General features: G+C 64.1%; 20 protein-coding genes. 9 read left to right on the top strand and 11 right to left on the bottom strand.

Annotated elements, in window-relative coordinates:
- Positions 1 to 56: 56 nt before the first annotated feature.
- Positions 57 to 2,570: an excinuclease ABC subunit UvrA gene (uvrA, locus tag ACIPUD_RS02020; protein ID WP_446480039.1), complete on the top strand. Its 2,514-nt coding sequence runs from the start codon at positions 57 to 59 to the stop codon at positions 2,568 to 2,570.
- A 153-nt stretch (positions 2,571 to 2,723) separates the two neighbouring features.
- Positions 2,724 to 4,034 carry an ABC transporter substrate-binding protein gene (locus ACIPUD_RS02015; protein ID WP_018457488.1) on the top strand — a complete coding sequence of 437 codons (1,311 nt, stop codon included), beginning with the start codon at positions 2,724 to 2,726 and terminating at the stop codon, positions 4,032 to 4,034.
- Between the two features lie 261 nt (positions 4,035 to 4,295).
- Here the strand turns inward: ACIPUD_RS02015 and ACIPUD_RS02010 are convergent, their stop codons facing one another.
- From ACIPUD_RS02010 to ACIPUD_RS01975, 8 genes are all read right to left on the bottom strand, one after another.
- Positions 4,296 to 5,465 (bottom strand): Gfo/Idh/MocA family protein, encoded by a 1,170-nt coding sequence (locus ACIPUD_RS02010; RefSeq protein ID WP_446480038.1) that lies wholly within the window; start codon positions 5,463 to 5,465, stop codon positions 4,296 to 4,298.
- A gap of 42 nt (positions 5,466 to 5,507) precedes the next feature.
- The gene (locus ACIPUD_RS02005; protein ID WP_085350223.1) at positions 5,508 to 5,819 is read right to left on the bottom strand and encodes a septal ring lytic transglycosylase RlpA family protein; all 312 of its coding nucleotides are present in this window, start codon (positions 5,817 to 5,819) and stop codon (positions 5,508 to 5,510) included.
- A 102-nt stretch (positions 5,820 to 5,921) separates the two neighbouring features.
- Positions 5,922 to 6,767, bottom strand: coding sequence for a CmcJ/NvfI family oxidoreductase (locus ACIPUD_RS02000; protein ID WP_085350225.1), 846 nt, complete (start codon positions 6,765 to 6,767; stop codon positions 5,922 to 5,924).
- 405 nt (positions 6,768 to 7,172) lie between these two features.
- Positions 7,173 to 8,273, bottom strand: coding sequence for an LLM class flavin-dependent oxidoreductase (locus ACIPUD_RS01995; RefSeq protein WP_085360719.1), 1,101 nt, complete (start codon positions 8,271 to 8,273; stop codon positions 7,173 to 7,175).
- A 29-nt stretch (positions 8,274 to 8,302) separates the two neighbouring features.
- A complete protein-coding gene (locus ACIPUD_RS01990; RefSeq protein WP_446480037.1) occupies positions 8,303 to 9,475 on the bottom strand; it encodes an acyl-CoA dehydrogenase family protein in 1,173 nt (390 codons plus the stop codon).
- Positions 9,469 to 10,269, bottom strand: coding sequence for an ABC transporter ATP-binding protein (locus tag ACIPUD_RS01985; RefSeq protein ID WP_085350228.1), 801 nt, complete (start codon positions 10,267 to 10,269; stop codon positions 9,469 to 9,471). The genes ACIPUD_RS01990 and ACIPUD_RS01985 overlap by 7 nt, the downstream gene beginning before the upstream one ends.
- A complete protein-coding gene (locus tag ACIPUD_RS01980; protein ID WP_085360715.1) occupies positions 10,263 to 11,285 on the bottom strand; it encodes an ABC transporter permease in 1,023 nt (340 codons plus the stop codon). The genes ACIPUD_RS01985 and ACIPUD_RS01980 overlap by 7 nt, the downstream gene beginning before the upstream one ends.
- Positions 11,263 to 12,366 (bottom strand): ABC transporter substrate-binding protein, encoded by a 1,104-nt coding sequence (locus tag ACIPUD_RS01975; protein WP_085350230.1) that lies wholly within the window; start codon positions 12,364 to 12,366, stop codon positions 11,263 to 11,265. The genes ACIPUD_RS01980 and ACIPUD_RS01975 overlap by 23 nt, the downstream gene beginning before the upstream one ends.
- 415 nt (positions 12,367 to 12,781) lie before the next feature.
- Here ACIPUD_RS01975 and ACIPUD_RS01970 point away from each other — a divergent pair, with 415 nt between their 5' ends.
- Positions 12,782 to 13,762: an ABC transporter substrate-binding protein gene (locus ACIPUD_RS01970; RefSeq protein ID WP_446480036.1), complete on the top strand. Its 981-nt coding sequence runs from the start codon at positions 12,782 to 12,784 to the stop codon at positions 13,760 to 13,762.
- Between the two features lie 381 nt (positions 13,763 to 14,143).
- Positions 14,144 to 15,238 carry a catalase family protein gene (locus ACIPUD_RS01965; protein WP_446480035.1) on the top strand — a complete coding sequence of 365 codons (1,095 nt, stop codon included), beginning with the start codon at positions 14,144 to 14,146 and terminating at the stop codon, positions 15,236 to 15,238.
- Positions 15,239 to 15,243: 5 nt separating this feature from the next.
- Here ACIPUD_RS01965 and ACIPUD_RS01960 read toward each other — a convergent pair whose 3' ends face one another.
- Positions 15,244 to 18,315 carry an ATP-binding protein gene (locus ACIPUD_RS01960; protein WP_446480034.1) on the bottom strand — a complete coding sequence of 1,024 codons (3,072 nt, stop codon included), beginning with the start codon at positions 18,313 to 18,315 and terminating at the stop codon, positions 15,244 to 15,246.
- 201 nt (positions 18,316 to 18,516) lie between these two features.
- Here ACIPUD_RS01960 and ACIPUD_RS01955 point away from each other — a divergent pair, with 201 nt between their 5' ends.
- Complete coding sequence (locus tag ACIPUD_RS01955) at positions 18,517 to 18,696, top strand: hypothetical protein (protein ID WP_018457475.1); 180 nt, start codon at positions 18,517 to 18,519, stop codon at positions 18,694 to 18,696.
- A gap of 204 nt (positions 18,697 to 18,900) precedes the next feature.
- Here the strand turns inward: ACIPUD_RS01955 and ACIPUD_RS01950 are convergent, their stop codons facing one another.
- Positions 18,901 to 19,332, bottom strand: a complete 432-nt coding sequence (locus ACIPUD_RS01950) for a hypothetical protein (RefSeq protein ID WP_018457473.1) — start codon at positions 19,330 to 19,332, stop codon at positions 18,901 to 18,903.
- Positions 19,333 to 19,666: 334 nt separating this feature from the next.
- On the opposite strand from ACIPUD_RS01950, the gene glgC reads away from it, so the two are divergent.
- From glgC to ACIPUD_RS01935, 3 genes are read left to right on the top strand one after another with little or no spacing between them, the layout of a single operon-like run.
- Complete coding sequence (glgC, locus tag ACIPUD_RS01945; RefSeq protein WP_007613273.1) at positions 19,667 to 20,929, top strand: glucose-1-phosphate adenylyltransferase; 1,263 nt, start codon at positions 19,667 to 19,669, stop codon at positions 20,927 to 20,929.
- Positions 20,926 to 22,380 (top strand): glycogen synthase GlgA, encoded by a 1,455-nt coding sequence (gene glgA / locus ACIPUD_RS01940; RefSeq protein ID WP_085360709.1) that lies wholly within the window; start codon positions 20,926 to 20,928, stop codon positions 22,378 to 22,380. Before glgC ends, glgA begins: the two co-directional genes overlap by 4 nt.
- A 37-nt stretch (positions 22,381 to 22,417) precedes the next feature.
- The gene (locus tag ACIPUD_RS01935; protein ID WP_018457471.1) at positions 22,418 to 22,678 is read left to right on the top strand and encodes a SemiSWEET transporter; all 261 of its coding nucleotides are present in this window, start codon (positions 22,418 to 22,420) and stop codon (positions 22,676 to 22,678) included.
- Positions 22,679 to 22,722: 44 nt separating this feature from the next.
- On the opposite strand, the gene ACIPUD_RS01930 is transcribed toward ACIPUD_RS01935, so the two are convergent.
- The gene (locus tag ACIPUD_RS01930) at positions 22,723 to 23,520 is read right to left on the bottom strand and encodes a DODA-type extradiol aromatic ring-opening family dioxygenase (protein ID WP_377829573.1); all 798 of its coding nucleotides are present in this window, start codon (positions 23,518 to 23,520) and stop codon (positions 22,723 to 22,725) included.
- A 158-nt stretch (positions 23,521 to 23,678) separates the two neighbouring features.
- On the opposite strand from ACIPUD_RS01930, the gene ACIPUD_RS01925 reads away from it, so the two are divergent.
- Positions 23,679 to 23,858: a hypothetical protein gene (locus ACIPUD_RS01925; protein ID WP_007601069.1), complete on the top strand. Its 180-nt coding sequence runs from the start codon at positions 23,679 to 23,681 to the stop codon at positions 23,856 to 23,858.
- Positions 23,859 to 23,862: the final 4 nt, after the last annotated feature.

Below are 23,862 nucleotides of genomic sequence, written 5' to 3'. Positions count from 1 at the left end.
GTGGACCCATCCTGCGATCCTGCCGTTATCTCCCATGCGTGGGCCGGAGCAGCGAGATGGACGACCGATCAAGACACCCCGATGACCTGATGCAGGATGACGGCTTCGTTCGCGTGCGGGGCGCGCGTGAGCACAATCTCAGGAACGTCGACGTCAGTATTCCGCGCAACGCCCTCGTCGTGTTCACCGGCGTGTCGGGCTCCGGAAAATCCTCGCTCGCCTTCGGAACGGTCTACGCCGAGGCGCAACGGCGATATCTGGAATCGGTGTCGCCTTACGCGCGGCGCCTCTTCCACCAGATGCAGATCCCTGAGGTGGACGACATCGAAGGCCTGCCGCCCGCCGTAGCGCTCCAGCAGCAGCGCGGCGCGCCGACGACGAGGTCGTCCGTGGGCAGCGTGACGACCATCTCGAACCTGCTCAGGATGCTCTATTCCCGTGCCGGCGAATACCCGCGCGGACAAAGGATGCTCTATGCGGAATCGTTCTCGCCGAACACGCCGGAAGGAGCCTGCCCGACCTGTCACGGTATCGGCAGGATGCTCGACGTCACCGAGAAGTCCATGGTGCCCGACGACACCCTCACCATTCGCGAGCGCGCCGTCGCGGCGTGGCCGAGTGCCTGGCAGGGGCAGAACCTCCGGGACATCCTGACCACGCTGGGCTACGACGTGGACAAGCCCTGGCGTGAGCTGCCCAGGAAGGACCGCGACTGGATCCTGTTCACGGAGGAGCAGCCGACCGTTCCGGTCTATGCCGGTTACGACTTGGCCGAGGTCAAACGGGCCCTGCGCCGCAAGGAGGAGCCGAGCTATCAGGGCACGTTCACCGGCGCCAAGCGCTACGTGATGCAGACCTTTGCCAAGTCCGAGAGTGCGATGATGAAGCGCCGCGTCGCGCAATTCATGATCACCCAGGACTGCCCGACCTGCCATGGCACGCGATTGAAGCCCGAGGCACTCAAGGTCAAATTCGCCGGACTTGATATCGCCGAGATGTCTCATCTGCCGCTCGAGAAGCTGCAGGAGGTGATGAACCCTTTCGCGGAGACTTCGACCGTCGGAGCATCGGAGAAAACCATCGTCGCCAGGCGCATCTGCGAGGATCTGTCGGCGCGGCTGGCCGTCCTGCTCGACCTCGGCCTCGGCTATCTCGCTTGCGAGCGCAGCACGCCAACGCTGTCGCCCGGCGAGTTGCAGCGGCTGCGGCTTGCGACCCAGGTTCGCTCCAACCTGTTCGGCGTCGTCTATGTGCTCGACGAACCGTCGGCAGGTCTGCATCCCGCCGACACCGAGGCGCTGCTGCGGGCGCTGGACCGGCTGAAACACGCGGGCAATTCGATCTTCGTGGTCGAGCACGAGATCGAGGTGATCAAGCATGCCGACTGGCTGGTGGATGTCGGGCCTGATGCCGGCGAAGGCGGCGGGAACATCCTCTATAGCGGACCGCCCTCAGGACTCGGGCAGGTCGCGCAATCGCGAACCGCCCATTATCTCGCGCATCCACGAAAGCCGCTGCCGATGGTCCGCCGCCAGCCGAAGGCGCATCTGAAAGTCCGGGGTGTGACCCGGAATAATCTCCGCGGCCTCGACGTCGATATCCCGCTCGGCGTTCTCGCCAGCGTGACCGGCGTGTCGGGCTCCGGCAAATCGAGCCTGATCAGCCAATTCCTCGTCGATGCCATGGCGGAGCATCTCGGCCATGCACGGGCTGCGGACGCGGACGAGGATAGCCTGGCACCCACGGTCGAGACATTGGGCGGCGAGATCGTCGCCGGCCTCGACCAGGTCGATCGTCTCGTCGTGGTGGATCAGAGGCCGATCGGCCGCACGCCGCGATCCAACCTTGCAACCTATACCGGCCTGTTCGACCACGTCCGGAAGCTGTTGGCCGTGACGCCGCAGGCAAAGTCCCGCCGCTACGATGCCGGGCGCTTTTCCTTCAATGTCGCGAAGGGCCGATGCAGCACCTGCGAAGGCGAAGGATTTGTCTGCGTCGAGCTTCTGTTTCTTCCCAGCGTCTATGCGCCCTGCCCGACCTGCAAGGGCGCGCGTTACAATGACAAGACACTGGAGGTGAAGATCCGTGGAAAATCCATCGCGGATGTGCTGGCGATGCGCGTCGACGAAGCCTTCGAATTCTTCCACGAAGATCCAACCCTCAACCGGTCGCTATCGGTCGTCCGCGAGGTCGGGCTCGGCTATATTCGTCTCGGTCAGTCCGCCACCGAATTGTCGGGCGGGGAAGCCCAGCGCATCAAGCTTGCGACCGAGCTCATGCGGCCGCAACGCGGTCACACGCTCTATGTCCTGGACGAGCCGACCACCGGTCTTCATCCCAGTGACGTCGAGCGGCTGATCGCCCAACTCGAGCGCATCGTGGACGCCGGCAACAGCGTGGTCGTGGTCGAGCACGACATGGATGTCGTCTCTCATAGCGACTGGATCATCGACCTCGGTCCCGGCGCCGGCGAGGAAGGCGGCCGCATTGTTGCGTCAGGGACACCGCGCGAGGTGGCCAAGGCCGGCGGGAAGACCGCCGGCTATCTCGCCCGTCGCTTGAAACAGTAACGGGCGCGCTCATCACCCATTTCGCAATTGCGTTCTGCGTCGCGGAGACCGGACCCCGACTTTCGCCATGTTGACTTTCCGCCGCCCCGCTCCCCATACTTCGAAAAAGACTAACAAGACCAAATCATAAGACGATCTTTGAGGGAGGATAGGATGCCCACTTCACGCAGGCAGCTGCTGAAGAGCTCGGCGGCTGCCGCCGCCGCACTCAGCCTCGATTGGACACGGGCCCAGGCGCAAGCCGAGAATTTGCGCATCGGCTTGATCTACGACCTCACCGGTCCGTTCGCCGCCGGCGGCTCGGTCGCCTCGTCGGTCGGCGCGCAGATCGCCATCGACCTCGTCAACGAAAAGGGCGGCATCGGCGGCAAGACCAAGATCGTGCCGGTCGCGGCGGACTCTCAGAGCAAGGCCGACGTCGCCATCAACGAGGCCGAGCGGCTGATCAGCCAGGAAAAGATCGACATCATCAACGGCGTCTATTCCAGCGCGCATGCGGTGCCGATGGCGGCGAAGGTCGAGCAGCAGAAGAAGATCCTCTGGATCACCACCGCGGTCTCGACCGCCGTGTTCAAGGACAAGAACCTGCAATATGTGTTTCGCGCGCAGATCCATTCCGATCAGTACGGCCAGGCCTTCGCGGGCTTCGTCGCCGAGCACGCGCAAGGCAAGCTCGGCATGGACCCGAAGGACGTCAAGGTCGCGCTGATCCACGAGGACGGCCCTTACGGCGTCGGCGTCGCGGCGGCCGACGAGGCCTATGCCAAGCAGGCGGGCATCCAGGTGGTGATGCGCGAAGGCTATTCGGCTTCCGCGCCCGATCTCTCGGTGCTCGTGACCAAGCTCAAGCGCGCCAAGGTCGATGTGATCTCGCACGCCGGCTACAACCCCGACATCACCCTGTTCCTGCGCCAGGCCCGCGAGAGCGGATTGCGCTTCAAGATGCTGTTCGGCGCGGGCGCCGGCTACAGCCAGCTCGACAAGCTGCGCGCGACCTTCGGCCCCGACATCGACAATTTCTGCAACATCGATCCGGTGCCGGCGCAACTGCTCGATGCCTCCAAGCTCGCGCCTGGAATCGGCGACCTGACCAAGACCATGGTCTCGCGCTACCAGGCCAAGACCAGCGCCACCGACGTGCCGCCGCATTGCTCGATGGGTTTCAACCAGACCTGGATCTTGCTCAACAACGTGCTGCCGGTCGCCAAGGAGAAGTACGGCAGCTTCGAGCCCGAGGCCATTCGCAAGGCCGCGCTCGACGTCGACATTCCAGCCGGCGGCACGATCCAGGGCTATGGCGTGAAATTCTTCCCGCCGGGCACGCCGATGTCCGGCCAGAACGAGCGCTCGACCCCGGTGGTGATGCAGAATGCCGGCGAACACATCTCGGTGGTGTGGCCGACGAACATCCGGACGCGGGACCCGGTGTTTCCGCTGCCGAAGGGCTCGACCTACGGGACGTGAGGCTACGCGCCGCGCCGACGGTGCACCCTTTCCCCTTGCTTGCGGGAGAGAGTGGCTCGCCGCGAAACGGCGAGACGGGTGAGGGTTGCCTCCGCGAGCAAACCTCTCTCATTTTAAACCGCGGAGAGAACCCCTCATCCGGCGCTATAGCCGAAGCTACGCTTCGGCGTTCTTGAGAACGGCGGCCGAAGGCCGCCTATGCCACCTTCTCCCGCAAGGGGAGAAGGATTGGCACCGTGCCTGCGGCTAGCTCAGTGACCCCTACATCACCACCCTTCGTCCCTCCTCCGCCGCCCAGTATCCCGCGTAGTTCACCTTGGTCGTCTCGTACGCCAGCGCGAGGTCCGACAGCGGCTGCCGTCCCGTCGCGGCGCATTCCATGAAGTCCTGGATCTCCTGGAGATAGCCGCGCGTCCATTCCTCTTCGAGGCAGACATATTGCCAGCCGGTTTTGCGGTCGACCTTCTCGGTGATGTAGACGGAGGCGAGTTTCTCCTCGGAGGTCTGGTAACTCATCAGATGATTATTCGGCGTGATGTTGGCGAACAGCGAGCCGCCTGACGTGTAGGTCTCGATCAGATTGCGCACGCCGCCCATGATCATGTCGCCGGAGAACACGGTGGCCTTGGTGCCGTCCGAAAACGTCGCGGTCAGCGTGCCCCAATCCTCGACGTCGACAGGATTGGCCTTGATGTAGGTGCGCTCCTCCGGCTTGAGGACGGCCGTGACATTGCCGACGTCGCCGCTGACGCTGGCGACGCGGATGGTTTCACCGCGCGCCTTGGCCTCGACCTGCTTGAGATACAGCACCGCCGAGAGCGGATGGCAGCCCATCCGGATCAGCGAGCCGCCCCCGGTCATCGCCCATTGCGCGGCATGGGCCGCGTGCGAGCCGGAATGGCTCTCCTCGCCCTTCATGAACAGGATTTTGTCCTTGGTCGCTCTCAGAATCTCCGCGGTCTTGGTCACGGCCGGCGCGTAGATCCAGTCCTCGGCATACATGAAGAGCTTTCCGGTGCGCTCGATCGCGGCACGCGTGGCGTCCATCTCCTCCAGCACGCGCTCATACATCAGCGCCTTCGGCACATGCTTGCCGATCGGCTGCCGGTCGCCGTCGCGGCCGAAATAGCCGGCGAACGGCTTTTCGCAGATGACATGCTTGCCGGCCTGCATGGCGGCGACGATCATCCCCGCATGAAGATTGGGCGGCGTGCAGATGTCGATGACATCGAGCTCGCGGTCTGCGATCAGCTCGGCGAAGCTGCGATAGACCCGTTGGATCTGGTGGCGGCCGGCGAATTCGACGACATGGTCGCCGCGCGCAGCGACCGCCGCGACCTCGACATCCACGCCGTAGACGCGCCGGAACGCATACATATGCAGCTCCGACACGAAGCCGCAGCCGACAAGTCCCACCCTGATCCTGGCCATAGCGCCCCCCGCTTTGGGCGGCACTATAGCGCGCTGGCAGGTCTATTCCACCGAGACCCGCACCACGCCGGCGCTCATCATGCCCAGCGCCTTGGCAGCTGGCACCGAGAGATCGACGATGCGGCCGCGGATGAACGGGCCGCGATCGTTGACGCGGCACTGAATCGAGCGGCTGCCGTAGGACACCCTCAGCACGCTTCCGAACGGACGCGTCCGGTGCGCGCAGGTCAGCTCGCCTTTCCCGGCTTTTCCGTATCCGTAATAGGAGGCAAGCCCGCTTTCGGCGTGGGCAAAGGAAACTGCAGAAAGCGAAAACGTAGCAAGGCAAGAAAATAACGTGGTCTGCGCTCGCACGGCACCCCTCCGGGTTGGCCTGCCCCGGGCGCAAACGTTTGTCGGTTCCCGTGGGTTCCTGAGCCACTGCCGGGCCGCGCCCGGCAGTGCTATCACAGTTTGTTACTGTTTGTGGAACACGAGCGTCCGAACCTCGATGCTCTCGCGCGGCGCAGCATCGGCCGGCGTCGTCGGATCGGCGAACGCGGCGTGCGGCCCGAAGCGGGTGCGGCCATCGGTCGCGGAATCGTAGCACTTGAGCAGCAGTGCTTCGTCCGCCGTCATCTCGGGGAAATAGAACCAGCGATGGTTCGGATTGTATTTCACCGAATAGATTTCGCCGCGACGGTTGGGATAGATCAGATCCGAGGCGACGAGATCGTCGGGCGCAACCGTCGTGCCGTCGGCCATCGCCAGCGGCGAATCTCGCAACGGACCGCGGATCGGCCGCCACAGATTGATCACTTGGACGCGGCCCTTCAGCAGCTCTTCGGCCTCATCGGGCAGATGCTCGCGCACGCGGTTGGCGCCTGAGACGACGGTCTGATCGACGTGGACGCGCGTTGCCGGCTGACGCGGGCCACCGTCGCGAATATCGAGGGCACCCTCGACGCGCCTACGCACGGTATGGTCGAAGATGACCACGCGGTCGGCTTTCAGCGTTGCGCGCAGGAAGGCCTCGACGGCGGGATAGTAGACCGCCTTGATTTCCTCCTCATTAGAGAAGTCCTTCACCTGATGTGGATGCCGCACCAGCGCAAAGCCTTCGCGGTCGAGCGAGATGTTTTGTGCGATCAGCCGGGCATCGAAGATCGGTACCTGATGCGGCTCCGGCAATGACGTGCTTTTGGGCTCGCCAGGCGGTGGATCGAAGGCGTAAGTGCGCGGCTTGCCCGAAACCGGCGCGAGGTAATTGAGTTCAGCGGTGACGAAGGGAAGCGATTCGATTTTTGTTTCTTGCAGGCCCATGGCCGGTCTCCCGATGTGGTCGTCTGGATGATTTTTGAGGACACCGGGCGTGCTGCAAGGGAGTTGGTGCAAATAGCAATGCGAGTGCTGTCGCTGGCATGAAACGCAGAACAAACGCATCGCGAAATCCGGCCGGGTTGGAATGCGCTCTGCCCGCTTCACGGATGCTTGAGAGCCTTTTGAGATCTCGTGCCCCGGACGCAGCGCATCACGCAGTGGTACGCTGCTGAGCCGGGGCCTATCTCACCGGGAGCATCTGTGCGGCATGGGTCCCGGCTCTGCGCAGTAGCGATCTCGGCCGCCTCGAGCTTCTGCTTGATCAGACCCCAGTGAAGGTAGAGGTCGATTTCGCTCTGCTCGTCCGCGACCAGCCGAACATTATCGCGTCGGCCAGCATGAGACGGATCATTCCGCCGCCTCGCCGCGAACAGCCTGGCGCTTGGCGATCAGCTCGCGCGTCAGCGGGATCAGCTCACGGCCATACTCGATGGCATCGGGAAGCGGATCGAAGCCGCGGATCAGGAAATGGCTGACGCCGAGGTCGTAATAGTCGCCGAAGACCTCGGCGACCTGCTCGGGCGTGCCGACCAGCGCGGTGGTGTTGCTGTTGGCGCCGGTGAGCTTTGCGATCTCGGTCCACAGCCGCTTGTCGATGCGGCTGCCCTGGTCGGCGAGCGAGAGCAGACGCCGCGCGCCAGCGGTGGCATGGCCGTCGGCGGGCTTGCGATAGCCGGTCTTGTCCTGGAGCGCGGTGGCGCGCGCAAGAATCTCGTCCGCCTTTTCCCAGGCCTGCTTCTCGGTCGGAGCGATGATCGGCCGCACCGAGAGGCTGAAGCGCGGCGTCCGACGGCCCTGCCTGACGGCCGCATTGTGAACCCGCGAGGTGACGTCGCGCACCTGCGCATAGGATTCACCCCACAGCGCAAAGGTGTCGGCATGCTTGCCCGCGACGTCGATCGCAGCGTCAGAGCCACCACCGACGAAGGTGTAGATGCCGGCCTTCTGCAGCGGCTTCACCTGCGAAAAACCGTTCTCGACGTTGTAGTACTTTCCGCTGTAGTTGAACGGCTTCTCGCTGGTCCATTCCAGCTTCACCACGTCGAGAAACTCGCTGGTGCGGGCGTAACGCTCGTCCTTGTCGTCGAGCGTATTGCCGTCCTGCCTGAGCTCGGCTGCATTGCCGCCGGTGATGACGTGGAGCGAGACGCGGCCTCCATAGAGTTGGTCAAGCGTCGCAAGCTGCCGCGCGAGCAGCGTCGGCGCGGTAAAGCCCGGTCGCTGCGCGATCATCACTTTCAACGATTTGGTGATGGTCAGCACATGCTGTGCGACCTGGAGCGCATCGGGCGTGGTCGAATGGAACGCCAGCAGCGCACGATCGAAACCCGCGAGCTCATGCGCCTTCGCGACCGTCTCGATATAGGCGGCATCGAGCACCGGGCCCTGGCGTACGATGGTCTCGGAAGCATTGCTGTTGGCGATAAAGCCGATGAACTCGACCGACATGATGTTCTCCCTGAATGTTTGGCGGCAGGCTAGAGGCCCAATGCGGCACGGCCGAGGCCGGTGCGCGTGGAATCGTCCTGCGGCGTGTGCACGCGACCGCACAGGACGTCGCGATAGTGCCGCTCCAGCGGATTGGCGCGGGACAGGCCGTGATTGCCGGTCAGCGACAAGGCATTCTCGACCGCGGCGACGGCGTTATTGGTGACGGCCAGCTTGATGACGTTGGACTCGGCCGCGGAAAGCGCGACACCGTCATCGAAATCACCGGCAAAGGATGCGATCAGCCGTGCATTGACGATGAGCCGCGCCTCGATCGCGCCAAGGATCTCCTGCGCCCGCGGCAAGGTCGCAAGCGGCGCGCCCAAGCTGGCAGGGACCCGCTGCTTCAGGAACCCGACCAGCCAGTCGCGTGCAGCCCGCGCAACGCCGTCATAGATCGCGGCGACAAAGATCGTGTGGACCGTCGCCTGCGCCACATCAGGTGCGCGCCAGTCCGCCGGCTCGCGCACATCGATCTCGGCATCGAGGGGTATCACGACGTCCTCGAAGATGACGTCGTGGCTGCCGCTGGCCCGCAGGCCGTGATGATCCCATGTCTCGACGATGCGCGTGCCTGGCAGGCCCGCCGGCACCAGGAACTGTCCAACGCGCGGCTCGGCTTCGTCGGTCCGCGCCCAGACCACATACCATTTCAGGATCGGCGATCCCGTCGAATAGATCTTGTGCCCCGAGAGCCGCCAGCCGGTCTCGGTCCGACGTGCAATGGTCGCGGGCAGGCCGCCGCGCGCAGGCGAGCCCAGTTCGGGCTCGACGCGGAGCGCATTGACGAGCGCAAGGCCTTCGACGCTCTCGCGCGCGAGCTTGCGCGACAGCCGCGCCGGCCAGGTCGGGCTCCGTGCCATCACCAGATGGTTGATATAGTGCATCGACAGCACCAGCGCGGTCGACGGATCGGCCTTGCCGATGATGCCGAGGACGCGTGCGGCGTAGCGTGCGCCCGCCCCGCTCCCGCCATGGACGGCGGGCACCGTCAGAGACAGCAGGCCCGCCTCGGACAGCTCGCGAAAGTTTTCGAAGGGGAAGCTGCCGGTGCGATCGTGCTCGGCCGCGCGGGCGGCGAAAGCCTCGGCCAGCGCCTCGGCACGTGCGATGTAGTCGGGCTCGTGATGCGCCGCGCGGCCCTTGGCGATCGAAGTCACCATGTGGCGTCCAACCCGAGCAGGCCAAGGATCTGGCGGCGCAAATCCACCAGATACGGATCGCCGCGATGGCGCGGATAGGACCGGTCGACACGGATGTCTGCCTTCACACGCGCCGGGCGGTCGCTGAACACGATGACGCGGTTGGCGAGCACCAGCGCCTCCTCGGCGTCATGCGTCACCAGCAGCGTGGTAAAACCCTTGCGCTGCCACAGTGAGACCAGCTCGGCCTGCATGGTGATGCGGGTCAGCGAGTCGAGCTTACCGAGCGGTTCGTCGAGGATGAGGATTTTGGGATCATTGACCAGTGCGCGGGCCAGCGCGACGCGCTGCGCCATGCCGCCCGAGAGCTGGTGCGGATAGGCATTGCGGAAGGACGATAGCCCGACGAGATCGAGCACGGCATCGACGCGGTGACGCTGGCTCTTCAAGATGCCCTGCGCCTCCAACCCGAGCGCGACGTTGTCCCAGACCGTGCGCCAAGGAAACAAGGTGGGATCCTGGAACACGACGACGCGCGACGGGTGCGGTCGCGTGATGCGCGCCTCGTGCTCGCGCAGCGTTCCGGACCGGGGCTTGTCGAGGCCTGCGACGAGGCGCAGCAGCGTGGACTTGCCGCAGCCGGAGGGGCCGAGCAGCGCAACGAACTCGCCCGGCTCGACGGAGATGCTGACGTCGCTGAGCACCGGCAACTCGGCGCCGTCGATGTCGAAGGCGTGGCTGACCTGCTCGATGTCGAGCGCGGCACCGGCCGCCGGGTGAGCGTCGAAGTCAGCCAGTGCGGTTGCGGCTACCATTTCACGGTCCCCTTTTGCCAAACCAGCAGGCGATCGCGGATCGCAAACAGCAGCGTGATCGCGCCGGAGCAGAGCAACGACATCACGATCAGCGCCGCATACATGTTGGCATAGGCGGCCCAGCCCTGCGCCCATTGCAGGTACCAGCCGAGCCCTGCCTTGACGCCGATCATCTCGGCGACGACGAGCACGGCAAAGGACGAGCCGAGCCCCATGAACAGGCCGACGAAAACGTGCGGCAAGGCCGCGGGGATCGCGACCTTCAGCACCAGGAAGGAAGGCTTCGCCCCGAGCGTCCGCGCGACGTCGTAATATGCGTTGCTCACGCTCGCGACACCCGACCAAGTCAGCACGGTGACCGGGAAGCCGGTTGCCAGCGCGATCAGAAAGGTCGATGCGCTCCAGCTCGACGGAAAGGTGAAGAAGGCGATCGGCAGCCAGGCGGTCGCCGGCAACGGGCCGATGAAGCGCAGCACCGGATGCACCCAATAGCCGACCGCGCGCGACCAGCCGATCGAGACGCCGGTCAGGAAGCCGACCGTCGCGCCGATCAGATAGCCGCCGAGCTGGAGCTTGACCGAGGCGAACACGCTGTCGAGCAGTTTTGGCAGATCGTCGGTGTAGACCTCGATGATCGATTGCGGCGGCGGAAAGAACGGCAACGGTAGCCAGGCGAATTTTGCCGTCGCGACTTCCCACAGGGTCAGGACAACGCCGAGCACGACGAGCCACGGCGCGCGCTGGCGCAAGGCCCGGCCCGTCGAACCGAGGTAATCGGCACCGACCGTCCCGAACAACGCGATCGCTGCGATGACAAACGCGGCAATGCCGAGCGAATGGGTCCGCGACCAGTCGCCGACGTCCTCCCACCACAGGCAGGACAGGCCGAAGGCAATCCACGCCACGCTGGCGAGAATGCCGGCACCGGAGTCCCGGACCCAGCTCGTCAGCCAGGGTGCGCGCGAGAGGCGCGGCGCGCCGGAGGCAAGGCCGTCAGACAGCGAATACGTCGACATAGATGCGCTCCGCGAATCTGGCCGTATCGGTGCTCTGCTTGAACACCTGCACGCTCTTGAGATCGTCGGCATAGGCCTTGAGCTCGCGCTTTAGCACTTCGCCGACGGGGTGATGGTGATGAGTGTGGTAGCGCACCATGCCCTCGATATCCGTGAGCGACGCCGTCTTCGGCGCGTAAGGCTGGAACGATTTCGCCGTCACAGACGGATTTTGCGCGGTGAACATCGCGGCATCAAGCAGCGCCTGCGTCAGGGCGCGCGCGACCAGCGGCTCCTCGCGCACCAGGCTGCCGCGCAGGCCGAGGATGCAGCAGCTCTTGTCGCGATACTCGCCATCGAGATTGGAGGCGACCTCCTTGTACTGGCTGTCCTTGAGCCAGAGATAACCCAGCGGGTCGGACGACAGGAATGCCTGCACCTCGCCCTTCTCGACGGCGACGTTGAGAAGGTTGCCGGGATAGGCGCGCCAGTCGACATCCTTGTTCGGATCGATACCGAGCTTGGCGAGCTGAATGGAGAAGAAATTCTTGTCTGGGCCGCCGAGATCACCGACCGCGACGATCTTGCCCTTGAGATCGGCAAGCTTGCTCACGCTGGAATCGGCGCGGGTCAGGACCCGCATGCAGCCACCGTGGGTGCCGGCGGCAATCTTGACGTCAAAGCCCTGCTCCAGCGGCTTTAGCCAGCGCAGCGCCATGCCGAGACCGGCATCGCTCTTGCCGGTTGCGATGGCCTCGAGCAGCTGGTCGGTCGAACCGGAATAATTGATGAGCTCGATATCGAGATTATGCTTCTGGAAGAAGCCGTGCTCGATGGCGACCGGCACCGGGGCGAGACAGACCGCGCCCGCGTTCCAGGATAGCTTGAGCTTGCGCGGCGCGCCGGTGAGCGCGGGCACATCCGACGCAGTCCGGCACAGCGGAAACTCCGAGAGATCGACGCCGGGCGCGATTGTCCGCGGCGCAAAGGCCTGTGCCGCACCGAAGGCACCGAGCGGCGCAGCGAATGCCGCAGCTAATCCCGCCTGGAGCAAATGGCGCCGGTCGAGCCTCGATCCGTCGCGCTTGTCGTCGTCGTTCATCCGTCTCCACTCCTGCGCTGGCACGGCTCCGCCATCGGCACAACAGCTTGCGTTGCGCCTGTTCCGTGCGGACCTTCGTCGAGAGAAAATCTTTTCGCCGGCGCCTGCTCGGTGCCTTGATGCGATGCGCAAATCATGCGGCGCGTTCGCCGTATCGTCAATGAAATGGAATTTCGAATGTGGCACGAAGCGAAGTCATTCTCTCCACCGATGCGTGCGAGGACGACGAAAGGATTTCCGCCGATGGATCGATTGACGGAGCACGGGGCTACTCCCTCTCCTGCTTCATTTTTGCGCAGCATCAGTGGCGCATACCGCAGCCATTTCATTGACCGCGCATCATGCGGCCATAGACTTGATCGTCTCGCTGCATCGTTCGCTCACGCGTCGTGGGCAAAGCAACAAGACAGGCCACATGAGCATCAACTCCCTCGATCATTCCATCGCGCGCCGGCTCGCTGCATCGCTGCTTGCCGCCGCCATCACCCTGTCGACGGCCGCGGCGTCGTTCGCAGCCGATGCCGTCGTGCTGCGGGTCGGCGACCAGAAGGGCGGCAATCGTTCGCTGCTCGAGATCTCGGGCTACGCGAAGGATCTGCCTTACAAGATCGAGTGGTCGGAATTCCCCGCGGCAGCTCCAATCCTGGAGGCGCTCAACGCCGGCGCGCTCGACGTCGACTGCACCGGCGACCTTTCATTCCTTTCCGTCTACGCGGCCGGCGCGCCGATCAAGGCGATCGGCGGCACAAGGTCGGATGCCAAGACGCAAGCCATCCTCGTGCGCCAGGATTCGCCGATCAAATCGGCGGCCGATCTCAAGGGAAAACGCCTCGCCGGCACGCGCGGCGGCTGGGGCCAGTTCCTGATCGACGCGACGCTGGAGAAGGCGCAGATCAGGCTGGAGGACGCGACGTTCGCGCCGCTCGGCCCGGTCGACGCCAAGATCGCGCTGGTCGCGGGCTCGATCGATGCCTGGGCGGTGTGGGAGCCCTACGTCTCGTTCGCGACGCTCAAGGACAAGGCCCGGGTAATCGCCAACGGCGAAGGCCTGACGCCGACCATCACCTTTATCGTCGCCTCGGACAGCGCCATCGCTGGCAAGCGTGCGGCGGTGCAGGACCTCGTCCAGCGGCTGAACAAGGCGCGGCTGTGGTCGCTGGATCATCTCGGCGAGTATGCCAAGAGCACGGCCGAGTTGACCAAGCTACCGGAGGACGTGCTGCTCTCGGCCTATACCGCGCAGCGCACCAGCCCGATTCCGATCGATGAGAACGTCGTGAAGGAGGTGCAGGAAGCCTCCGACCGCTCGACGCGCTACGGCATCCTGCCGAAGAAGCTCGACGTCAGCAAAGCCGTCGACCGCAGCTTCACCGCTGCGGCCGCGGGATCGAACTAGGCGGAGGCGGCGGGATGCGCGGGCTCCGTCTCAACGCTGGCCCGCTGCATCTCGCCGCGATCTTACTCGCGCATTTGGCCTGCATGAGCCTGATCGTGTGGCTGTCGCTTTAGACGCCAGCCAGGACCCCCGCTCGCCGGCCCGGCCTTAAGGAAAAAATCAGGACAACATAAGGAGCCCATAAGGACTTACGAGACGCCGCTGGCCTAGCATCGACCGTGTGATCGCGTCGGTAACAGGATGCCTCATCCCGCGGCTTGTCCAGGCAATCACAACTCGCTCTCGGGTTGCCGATCCCGACTGGACGGGCTTACAGTGATCCGCCCTGCGGCCGTCGACGCCTGCAATGGGAAGGCGACCTTCGGGCTGGAGATCAGCGCCATGTCAGCCGATCAGTATCTTCGTTACGATCCGTTCGTCGAACACATCCTGCCGGAGGAAGCGGCGGCGGTCGAGGAGATCGTTGCTTCGATTTCGCGAACGAGTGATCGCACTTTTCGCAAAGACAAGCACGGGACCCGGCAGCAGCACGCCAAGGGCGCCGGCTATCTCCGGGGCGAACTGATCGTCTACGACAATTTGCCGGATCATCTGCGCCAAGGCCTGTTCAAGCAGGCTGGCCACTTCCCGATCATCGTCCGCCTCTCCACCGCATTCAACAGGAGCGATCGTGTCCGTTCGCCGCGAGGGTTTGCCATCAAGGTTTTGGGCGTGACGGGGGCTAAGGCCCTCGGCGACGACGATTCGACGAACCAGGATCTCCTGCTCGTCAATCACCCCAGCTATTTCGCGGATGCGATGGCCTATATGCGCGCACAGCACAAGGTCGAGCACACCCTGTTCCTGCCTGATCTGGCGTACGGACCCATAGGCTTTTTGGCGCGCGTCCTGGTCGCCGCATCGGACAGAACAGGCATTCCGATCCCGATCGTCTTGAAAGCGCTCGGTGATGCCGGCAGCAACATCCTCGGAGAAACCTTTCACACGGAGGGAGCATTGCGGTTTGGCGATTATATCGCAAGGCTTCGCCTGGTGCCGATGTCGGCGTCGGTTCGCCAACTCACCGGCCGACCCTGCCACGATGCCGATGATGCCGTGCTGAACAGCGTCGTTGCCTTCTTCAAGGAGAATGCGGCCGAGTACGAATTATTCGCCCAGCTCTGCACCGACCTGGAGCGAACACCGATCGAAGATGCCTCGATCGACTGGCCTGAAGACGTCGCGCCGCCGCAAGCACTCGGCAAGATCACGCTTCCGCGCCAGACCGCCGACAGCCCCGCGCGTCGCGTCTATTCCGACGAGGTGCTTTCGTTCGATCCATGGCGATGTCTCGCCGCGCATCAGCCGCTCGGCTCGATCATGCGATTGCGCAGGGATGCCTACCGTGCCTCCCGCACGCTGCGGCAGCAGCAAAATCAATTCAAGGTCAAGCAACGGCCCGGCGAACCGCGAGAGATCGCGGACCTGCCGGATTGAGCCGATCAGCGTCCCGCAATATCGGGCCCGGTGTCCCGGCCTGCGTCGAAAAAGGATGCCGAGCGCAGCGGATCATTGGGATCAAGCGTCTCTGCCAGCGATGCGATCACCTGGCAGGAGCGGTCCCGCCACTTGGCAGCCCTTTGCGCTTGTCCGAGGCTCTCATAGAGCACCGCGGTCGTGCGGTAAACCCGCCAGGTGGCATGCGGCAACCTGGCATGGCGGAGGATCGACATGGCCGCCGACAAATGCCCGCCGGCGAGTTGCGCATCGTGCTTCAGCATCGCAATTCTCGCCATGGCCTCGTAGCAGAGCGCGAGAAACGGCCGGTCAGGTGCCGCGCTGGTCACCTCATGAAACTGGCTGGCCGAACTCTGGGCACGGTCCAGATCGCCGATCGCGATCCAATAGTCGCAGCAAGTCAGCAGATAATGGGGGATGACCAGCGACTCCATCGGCACCCGGTCGACCTCCATTCGCCGCTCCATCGCATCGAGATGCTGCCGCGCCCGAGCCAGGTCGCCCATCCTGACATAAGCTCGCGCCAGCAGGTTTCTGCCAACGAAGAACGTGAACGGATTGGCCTCGATCATCGGGCCGAGCGCATCCTCCGCACGCCGTGACGCGCTGCCATATTCCTCCGCCTCGGAGTACAGCCATCCGATCGCGAGATGACACAGCGCGACGGCCTGCGGATTTGCATTCCGTTCCGAGATAGCCAACGCGGAGACGAGGTTTCGTTGCGCCTGGCCCCATTCGCCGAGATAAATCTGGGCAAACGCCTCGACTGATTCATAAAGCACGAACAGATAGACGTCACCGACCAGGCGGGCGAGCTCCTTTCCCCTGGTCGTCGCATCGCAGCAGGCCGGATAGTTCGCGCGCAGAAACTCCAGCACCATCTCCATCGAGCAGCGTCGCAGCCGCATGCTCAGATCCTGCTCTCCGGTGATCAGTGCTGACGCACGCTCGGCAAGGTCCGCATTCTCACGATCCCAGCCGCGGAGCATCAGCTTCAAATTGGCAACGTTGCCCTGGACCAGAGCGCTGAATGCGGCGTCGTCGATCGCCCTGCTCTTGATAAGGGCCTGTTCCGCAACAGGCAGGCTCTGGCGCCGATCGACGTAAAGACAGAATCTGCTGAGATCGACCAGCGCGTTAACCTCTTCGCGCACGTGCCCGTTCTCCGCCGCGTGCGCCACGATAGCGCTGAGATCCTGCAGGGAATTCAGGAAATCTCCACTGGCCCGCCAGGCCCAGGCGCGCTGAAGCAGCAACTTCAGACGTGTCGTCACCCGAAATTCCGGCGGCAGATGCGGCACCAGCTCCAAGGCGCGGGACAGGTAATTGGCGGCCTCGCGCGTGCTGAACCTTCGCGCCGAGCCCTCGGCCGCCGCGCCCAGATAATGCATCGCTTTCGGGAAATCACGGCCCAGTTCGAAATGGCGCGCGATAACGGCGGCGATCTCCGCAGCCTGCGGCCCATAGCCCTGCTCGAGCCCCGCCCCAAGCAGCGCATGGGTTTTCGCGCAGCGCGCTGGTGCGAGCCGCTGGTAGAGGATCTCCTGGTAAAGCGCGTGCTGGAACGCATACCGACCGGAGACGCTTCCGTTCGGCCACTCGGTCATGCCGGCCCCGACGATGATGCGATCGGTCCGTGCCAGGTCCTCGCACATCTGCTCGACATCCAGCACGGGACGGTCCAGCGCACCGGCGATATGGAGCGCGGAAAACTCCGCTCCCGCCGCACTGGCGACCTCGAGCAGGCAGCGCTCGTCCACGGTGAGGTGATCGATCTGCTGCTTGATCATTCCTTCCAGATCGCGCGGCATGCTGTCATGCGAGGCTGCGTCTTCGCTGACCAGCCGCCAGCCCAATTCGTGCTCGACGAGCGCGCCTTGCGCCACGAGATGATCGAGCAGAGACGACACGAACAGAGGATGCCCGCCGGTTCGCGCGAAGATGCGCTCGACCAGCTCTCTGGCGAAATCGGCCGAGCTGAAGCGCAGGGACAGATAGCGTTCGACGTCGGTGCCGGTCAGTCGATCGAGCGCGAGCTCGGTGGCGTGTCCGTGAATCCGCAAGTCCTGGTGAACGGCACGGATAGGATGTCCGCCGACGGCGACTTCCATCGGCCGGTAGGTGGCGAGCACGAGGATAGAAGCCCTCCGATCCCGCCGCGCCAGCCGGGAGAGCACATCCACGGTGGCAAAGTCGCTCCAATGCAGATCTTCCAGGATGATCACCCATGGTCGCGTGACAGCGAGATGTTCCATGAGATCGGAAAATTCGCGCAGCATGCGCTCCCGCGTTGCGCCAAAGACCTCATGCTGGAATGTGGCCCGCTCTGCTTCGCCGAGGAAACCGGGCATCTGCGCGAGCCAGGTCGGCGCGTGCTCGCGGATGGACGTCAGCAGCGATGCTCCATCGGTGCGACGGCAGCACTCGTTCAGCGCTCCGATCAGCGGAAGAAAGGCCTCATGGGTGCCGAACAACTCGTTGCAGCTACAGTGCAGCACGCCCAGTCCCTGCTGGTTCATCCTGTCGAGCGTCATTTGCAAGAGTGTGGTCTTGCCGATCCCGGCCTCGCCGGTGATGAAGACGACCTGACGCTGTCCGGTGCGAGCGAGTTGCAATGCCTTGTCCAGCGTGTCGAGTGCCCCGGTGCGCCCGACTCTCCAGTGCCGGCGTCGATCGACGACCTGCTCCGTGACGGAAGCGGCCTCCTCTTCGGGCGCCCGCTCGATCGCAGGCAGGTCGGCGGTCGCGACCGGCGCAATGAAACGATAGCCGCGCCGCGTGACCGTCTCGATGTAATTGGGGGACTGCCTGTCGTCGCCGAGCACCGAGCGTAGCGCGTTCACGGCAACGGCGAGGCTCGACTCGCTGACGTGCAGATCGGACCAGACCGCGTCGAGCAACTCTTCCTTGGTGACGAGCTCACCGGGCCGACCGACGAGATAGCAAAGAACCTCGAACGGCTTCGGCGCCAGCGCGATCCGCTCCCCGCCTCGCCACAACAGCGCGTTGGCACGGTCGAGGCGGAATTCACCAAAGGCAAGCGCGTCTCTACGCACGGCTCAGACCCCCGGATGCTCGCCCATCTTAAGGGAAAGCTCAGCCAAATGTAAGGACGCGATAAAGACCTGCGCCATGCGCCGGCACTAGCATTGGCCTGTCCATTTCAGAGACGCCGGCAAGGCGTCGGACGGCCTTTTCATCACGCTGTCATTTCAGTCGGCAGGCAGTCGATGCCTGAATTTGGCAAGGAGTTGGCCATGAGCATTCTAAAACATCTGGCGATCTCGCCTCTCGCTTTTGCCATTCGCCATTACGACATCAGGGTCATATTGGGCCTCACCGTCCTCAGCCGCATCTTCCTCGTCGCCATCTACCTTGCGTGCGGCGGCCCGGGCCTGTCCGAGTTCGATCTCGCCAACGCCATCGCGCTGCCATGAGCTCGGGACCGCTCGAATGGTGCATCGAGATCGCGATCATCGTCGCGATCTGCATCGGGATTGTCGTGGGCGGGCATGGCCGGCTCGTCGTGCCGCATCACCGGGTTCAGCGCGCGCAAGCCGATCGGGCCGCTTGCATTCAGCGGCCCTCAAACCTCTTCAGCGTCGTCGCCCTGCGGCGAGCGGGTCCGCCCGTTTGATCGATCACCAATACGCGCGGTGATAGTGCCGGTAATACGGCCGGTAGTAGCCGTAACGAGGGCCGAAATACGGGCGGTAAGGCCGATAGTAGCGCGGATAAGCATAGGCCGGACCATAGCCGTAATAGGCCGGCGCATAACCATAGCCGTAGCCCGGGTATCCGTAGCCGCCATAATAGGGCCCGCCGCCATAGTAGCCATAGCCATAGGGCGCGCTGCTGGCGATGGCACCTGCGATGATCGCGCCAGCGGCAAGGCCGCCGAGACCCCATCCAAAACCTCGGCCGCGCCAGTGCACCTGCGTGACATCGTCGCCGACGGCGGCCTTCATGGTTGCGACATTGGTGGGCAGCGGAGCCGCCGCCGCCTGCTGAATCCCCCCCGCCATGACCGCGGCGGCGAGCGAACCGGCGACTGCCGTTTTCCAGACCCTCATCGTCTTACTCCTTTCTGACGTTTGGCTTGGACATGGATCGCAGCGCCATCATCGGGCATCCTGGCGCGAGGTCAAAGCCTCGAGTTTTGCGTGCACCGCACAAGACGCATGCCTCCATTCTGATCAACCGGTACCTGACGGGCTCGACAACCTCGCCGCGAGTGACACCGGCAGGACGGTGCCTGGGGCCCGATCACGGCGGCAAAGCATTAAGCTTCCGGCGCATTCGCAACCAACAACCACCTTCCCGATTTACTATTCGTGCCGTTACTATCGGTTCCAATGTGCGCGGCCGGGAGGCTTCTCGCGAGCGCAAGAGTTGTGGGAGAATGACATGAGTGCCGCGAGACCCGAGCCGCTTGCCCGTCAGGCGCTGGCGTTTGTCCTGGCCGGCGGACGCGGCAGCCGGCTGCTGGAGCTGACCGACCGGCGCGCCAAGCCTGCGGTCTATTTCGGCGGAAAATCTCGCATCATCGATTTCGCGCTGTCGAACGCGGTGAACTCGGGCATTCGCCGCATCGCCGTCGCCACCCAGTACAAGGCGCACAGCCTGATCCGGCACCTTCAGATGGGTTGGAACTTCTTCCGCCCCGAGCGCAACGAGAGCTTCGACATCCTCCCGGCGAGCCAGCGCGTCTCCGAAAACATGTGGTATGTCGGCACGGCCGATGCAGTCTACCAGAACATCGACATCATCGAATCCCACGCCTGCCGCTTCATCGTCGTTCTCGCCGGCGACCATATCTATAAAATGGATTACGAGGTGATGCTGCGCCAGCACGTCGACAGCGGCGCCGACGTTACCGTCGGCTGCCTGGAGATGCCGCGCCAGGAATCTTCCGGCTTCGGCATCATGCATATCGACGAGAACGGCTGGATCAAAGAGTTCCTGGAAAAGCCGAAAGATCCGCCGCCGATGCCGGGCAAGCCGGACGTCTCGCTCGCCAGCATGGGCATCTACGTGTTCGACGCGAAATTCCTGTTCGAAGAGCTCAAGCGCGACGCCGAGGATCCGAATTCCAACCACGATTTCGGCAAGGACATCATCCCCTACCTCGTCAAGAACGGCCGCGCCATGGCGCACCAGTATTCGACCTCCTGCGTTCGCTCCGGCAGCGACCCCCGCGCCTATTGGCGCGATGTCGGCACGGTCGACGCCTACTGGGCCGCCAATATCGACCTCACCGACGTGGTGCCCGAGCTCGACTTGTTCGACAGCGCCTGGCCGATCTGGTCCTATTCGGAGATCACACCACCGGCAAAATTCGTCCACGACGAGGAGAGCCGGCGCGGCCAGGCCGTGAGCTCGCTGGTCTCGGGCGGCTGCATCATTTCCGGCGCCTCGCTGCGGCGCTCACTGCTGTTCACCGGCGTGCGCGTCAACTCCTACGCCAATGTCGAAAACGCCGTGATCATGCCCTATGTCAATGTCGGCCGCGGCGCGCGCCTGAAGAACGTCGTGATCGATCGCGGCGTCGAGATCCCGGAAGGGCTCGTCGTCGGCGAAGATCCCGAGCTGGACGCAAGACGCTTCCGCACCACCGAGCAGGGCATTTCGCTCATCACCCAGCCGATGCTCGACAGGCTCAATACATGACGCCTGTTCGCGTCCTCGCGGTCGCCTCTGAAGTCTATCCCATCGTCAAGACCGGCGGCCTCGCCGATGTCGCGGGCGCGCTGCCGATTGCGCTCAAGGCGCATGGCGTCGAGATGCGCACCTTGATGCCAGGCTATCCCGACGTGATGCGGGTGCTGGGGGGAGCCGACGAAATCCGGCGCTGGCGGGATTATTTCGGCGGACCCGGACGTCTGCTCGCCGGCTCGCATGACGGCCTCGATCTGTTCGTGCTCGACGTGCCGCATCTCTACGCACGGCCTGGCAACCCCTACGTGACGCCCGAAGGCGTCGACTGGCCGGACAATGGCGTGCGGTTCGCCGCGCTCTCGCGCATCGCGGCCGATATCGGCCACGGCCTCGTTCCCTCCTTCGTGCCCGACGTGGTGCATGCCCATGACTGGCAGGCCGGGCTCGCGCCGGCCTATCTGCACTATGACAATCGGCCGCGGCCGGCCACCGTGATGACCATCCACAACATGGCCTATCAGGGCAAGTTCGTGCCCGAGCTGATTGGTTCGATTGGCCTGCCCTGGCGCGCCTACGGCGTCAACGACCTCGAATATTTCGGCGGCATCAGTTTCTTGAAAGCCGGCCTGCAATTCGCCGATCGCATCACCACGGTCTCGCCGACCTATGCGCAGGAGATCCAGACCGACGAGGGCGGCATGGGGTTCGGCGGCCTGCTTCGCGCCCGCGCGAACGTGCTGAGCGGAATCCTCAACGGCATCGATGTATCCGTTTGGAATCCGCAAGAAGATCCGCACATCGCCTACCGCTTCGGCGCGGAGGACCTCACGTTCCGGGCCGCGAACAAGGCGGTGCTTCAGCAACAGTTCAATCTGGATTCCTCGGACGAAGCGCCATTGCTCGGCGTCATCAGCCGCCTGTCGTGGCAGAAGGGGCTCGATCTCCTGCTCGAAGCCATTCCGACCATTTTGCGCGAAGGCATGCAGCTCGCTTTGCTCGGCAGCGGCGATCGCGATCTCCAGGATCGCTATCAGGCCGTAGCGCGCGCGAACCCTGGCCGGATCGGGGTCGTGATCGGCTACGACGAGATCATGGCGCATCTGATCCAGGCCGGCTCGGACGCGCTCATCGTGCCCTCGCGGTTCGAGCCATGCGGCCTGACTCAGCTCTGCGCGTTGCGCTACGGCGCCGTGCCCATCGTTTCGCGGGTCGGCGGCCTCGAGGATACCATCGTCGATATCGGCGAGGCCGATAAATCAGGCCGCGATGCCACCGGCTTCAAGTTCGCACCCGTCACCGCGGATGCCCTCGCCGGCACGCTGCGCAAGGCCAACATCGCCTTTCACGACAAGCTGACCTGGCGCCGGCTGCAACTGAGCGGCCTTGCGACCGACGTGTCCTGGCGCAACCGCGCCGGTGACTATGCCGCGCTCTATCGCGGCCTCATGACCGCGCGCGCCTGAGGCGCGACCATCCTCGAATCAATGCTATAGAGCCGCCATGGACCCGTTCTTGATCAAGCTGATCGGCTTTGCCGCCGCGACCTGCACCACCGTGGCCTACGCGCCGCAAGCCATCAAAGTGTGGAAGACCCGCTCCACCGGCGATATTTCGCTCGGCATGTTCCTAGTCATGGTGCTTGGGCTGGCGCTCTGGCTCGTCTATGGCCTGCTGTCGGGCGATGCGCCCCTCGTCGCCGCGAACGCCATCACCATGGTGCTCGCCGGCGGCATCCTGTTCATGAAGCTGAAATACGGGTGAGCCACTCTTCTTCACCTCTCCTCGCTTGCGGGAAGAGGAGAAGATCACCCGCCAAACACATACGACGCCATCGCGACATTCGCGACCTCGTCGACGAAGACGCGCTTGCCCGTGTCGCTGACGGCGGCGCCGGCGGCCACCATCAGCGGCAGCAGATGATCTTCGCGCGGATGGGCCAGGCGCGCACTCGGCGCGTTCTCCCAGTCAACCAGCATCGCGTTGCGCCGCGCCGCGTCCTTGTGGCTGATCGCCTCGTTCAGGTAAGCCTCGAAATCATACGAGACCGGCTTCGACTCGGCACGGCCGAACCCGCGCATGTTGTGATAGGTGAGTCCGCTGCCGACGATCAGAATGCCTTCGTCGCGTAGGGAGGCAATCGCCTGCCCCATCCTGATGTGCTCGGCCGGATCGTAATTCGATCTCAGCGACAGCAGCACGATCGGCATGTCGGCGTTCGGATACATCAGCCCGAGCGGCACGAACGTGCCGTGATCGAACCCCTGGTTGGGATCCTCCCGGCAATCAATACCCGCGCGCGTGAGCAGCGCCTTTACCTCCGCGGCGAGCTTGGGCCGCCCCGGCGCGGGATATTTGAGGTGATAGGTGTGCTCGGGGAAACCGTGATAATCGTACACCATCGGCGGATGCGCGGAAGTCGACACGGTGAAGGCGTCAGCCTCCCAATGTCCTGATATGACGAGCACGGCCTTGGGCCTCTCCGGCAAGAGCTGTGGCAGCCGGCCGAACGCCTCGGCGGTTTTCGCGTATTGCACCCGCCTGTCTTCCATGAACGGCCACGGACCGCCGCCATGCGACAGGAAGAAGGTGGGAAATCGCACCATGGGCGAAGGCTCGTTTCGTTGGCAACATGCGCGTGCGAGCTGCCCGCGCGATCGGCCGCGAGCATAGGCAAACCCGTATGGTTAGCAAGACGTTAACGATTTGCTGCCCAGAATCCCGGGCGTAGCCGAAGGAGTCGGCCAGCAGCCAGGGACGTGAAATGAAGAAGTTTGCGTTGGGGGACGTCGTCAACAGTGACAAGGGCCGCCGCGGCGTCGTTCGCGCCGCCTACAAGTCGAAGGAAGGCCAGCAGTTCTACGCCGTCGAGAAAGACGGCGCGATGGATTATCTGGAGGAAGACCGGCTAAGCCCGGCGCCGCGCGTCGAGCTCGCGGCTTAAGTCC

The organism is Bradyrhizobium sp. CAR08, from assembly GCF_052871955.1.
Note: the sequence above shows the minus strand (reverse complement) of the source record. Positions and strands in the feature narration are given on the sequence as shown.

Bases quoted from the DNA above. Each gene is read 5' to 3' on its own strand.
- uvrA (WP_446480039.1), top strand. From the start codon at position 57: ATGGACGACCGATCAAGACACCCCGATGACCTGATGCAGGATGACGGC.
- ACIPUD_RS02015 (WP_018457488.1), top strand. From the start codon at position 2,724: ATGCCCACTTCACGCAGGCAGCTGCTGAAGAGCTCGGCGGCTGCCGCC.
- ACIPUD_RS02010 (WP_446480038.1), bottom strand. From the start codon at position 5,465: ATGGCCAGGATCAGGGTGGGACTTGTCGGCTGCGGCTTCGTGTCGGAG.
- ACIPUD_RS02000 (WP_085350225.1), bottom strand. From the start codon at position 6,767: ATGGGCCTGCAAGAAACAAAAATCGAATCGCTTCCCTTCGTCACCGCT.
- ACIPUD_RS01995 (WP_085360719.1), bottom strand. From the start codon at position 8,273: ATGTCGGTCGAGTTCATCGGCTTTATCGCCAACAGCAATGCTTCCGAG.
- ACIPUD_RS01990 (WP_446480037.1), bottom strand. From the start codon at position 9,475: ATGGTGACTTCGATCGCCAAGGGCCGCGCGGCGCATCACGAGCCCGAC.
- ACIPUD_RS01985 (WP_085350228.1), bottom strand. From the start codon at position 10,269: ATGGTAGCCGCAACCGCACTGGCTGACTTCGACGCTCACCCGGCGGCC.
- ACIPUD_RS01980 (WP_085360715.1), bottom strand. From the start codon at position 11,285: ATGTCGACGTATTCGCTGTCTGACGGCCTTGCCTCCGGCGCGCCGCGC.
- ACIPUD_RS01975 (WP_085350230.1), bottom strand. From the start codon at position 12,366: ATGAACGACGACGACAAGCGCGACGGATCGAGGCTCGACCGGCGCCAT.
- ACIPUD_RS01970 (WP_446480036.1), top strand. From the start codon at position 12,782: ATGAGCATCAACTCCCTCGATCATTCCATCGCGCGCCGGCTCGCTGCA.
- ACIPUD_RS01965 (WP_446480035.1), top strand. From the start codon at position 14,144: ATGTCAGCCGATCAGTATCTTCGTTACGATCCGTTCGTCGAACACATC.
- ACIPUD_RS01955 (WP_018457475.1), top strand. From the start codon at position 18,517: ATGAGCATTCTAAAACATCTGGCGATCTCGCCTCTCGCTTTTGCCATT.
- ACIPUD_RS01950 (WP_018457473.1), bottom strand. From the start codon at position 19,332: ATGAGGGTCTGGAAAACGGCAGTCGCCGGTTCGCTCGCCGCCGCGGTC.
- glgC (WP_007613273.1), top strand. From the start codon at position 19,667: ATGAGTGCCGCGAGACCCGAGCCGCTTGCCCGTCAGGCGCTGGCGTTT.
- glgA (WP_085360709.1), top strand. From the start codon at position 20,926: ATGACGCCTGTTCGCGTCCTCGCGGTCGCCTCTGAAGTCTATCCCATC.
- ACIPUD_RS01935 (WP_018457471.1), top strand. From the start codon at position 22,418: ATGGACCCGTTCTTGATCAAGCTGATCGGCTTTGCCGCCGCGACCTGC.
- ACIPUD_RS01930 (WP_377829573.1), bottom strand. From the start codon at position 23,520: ATGGTGCGATTTCCCACCTTCTTCCTGTCGCATGGCGGCGGTCCGTGG.
- ACIPUD_RS01925 (WP_007601069.1), top strand. From the start codon at position 23,679: ATGAAGAAGTTTGCGTTGGGGGACGTCGTCAACAGTGACAAGGGCCGC.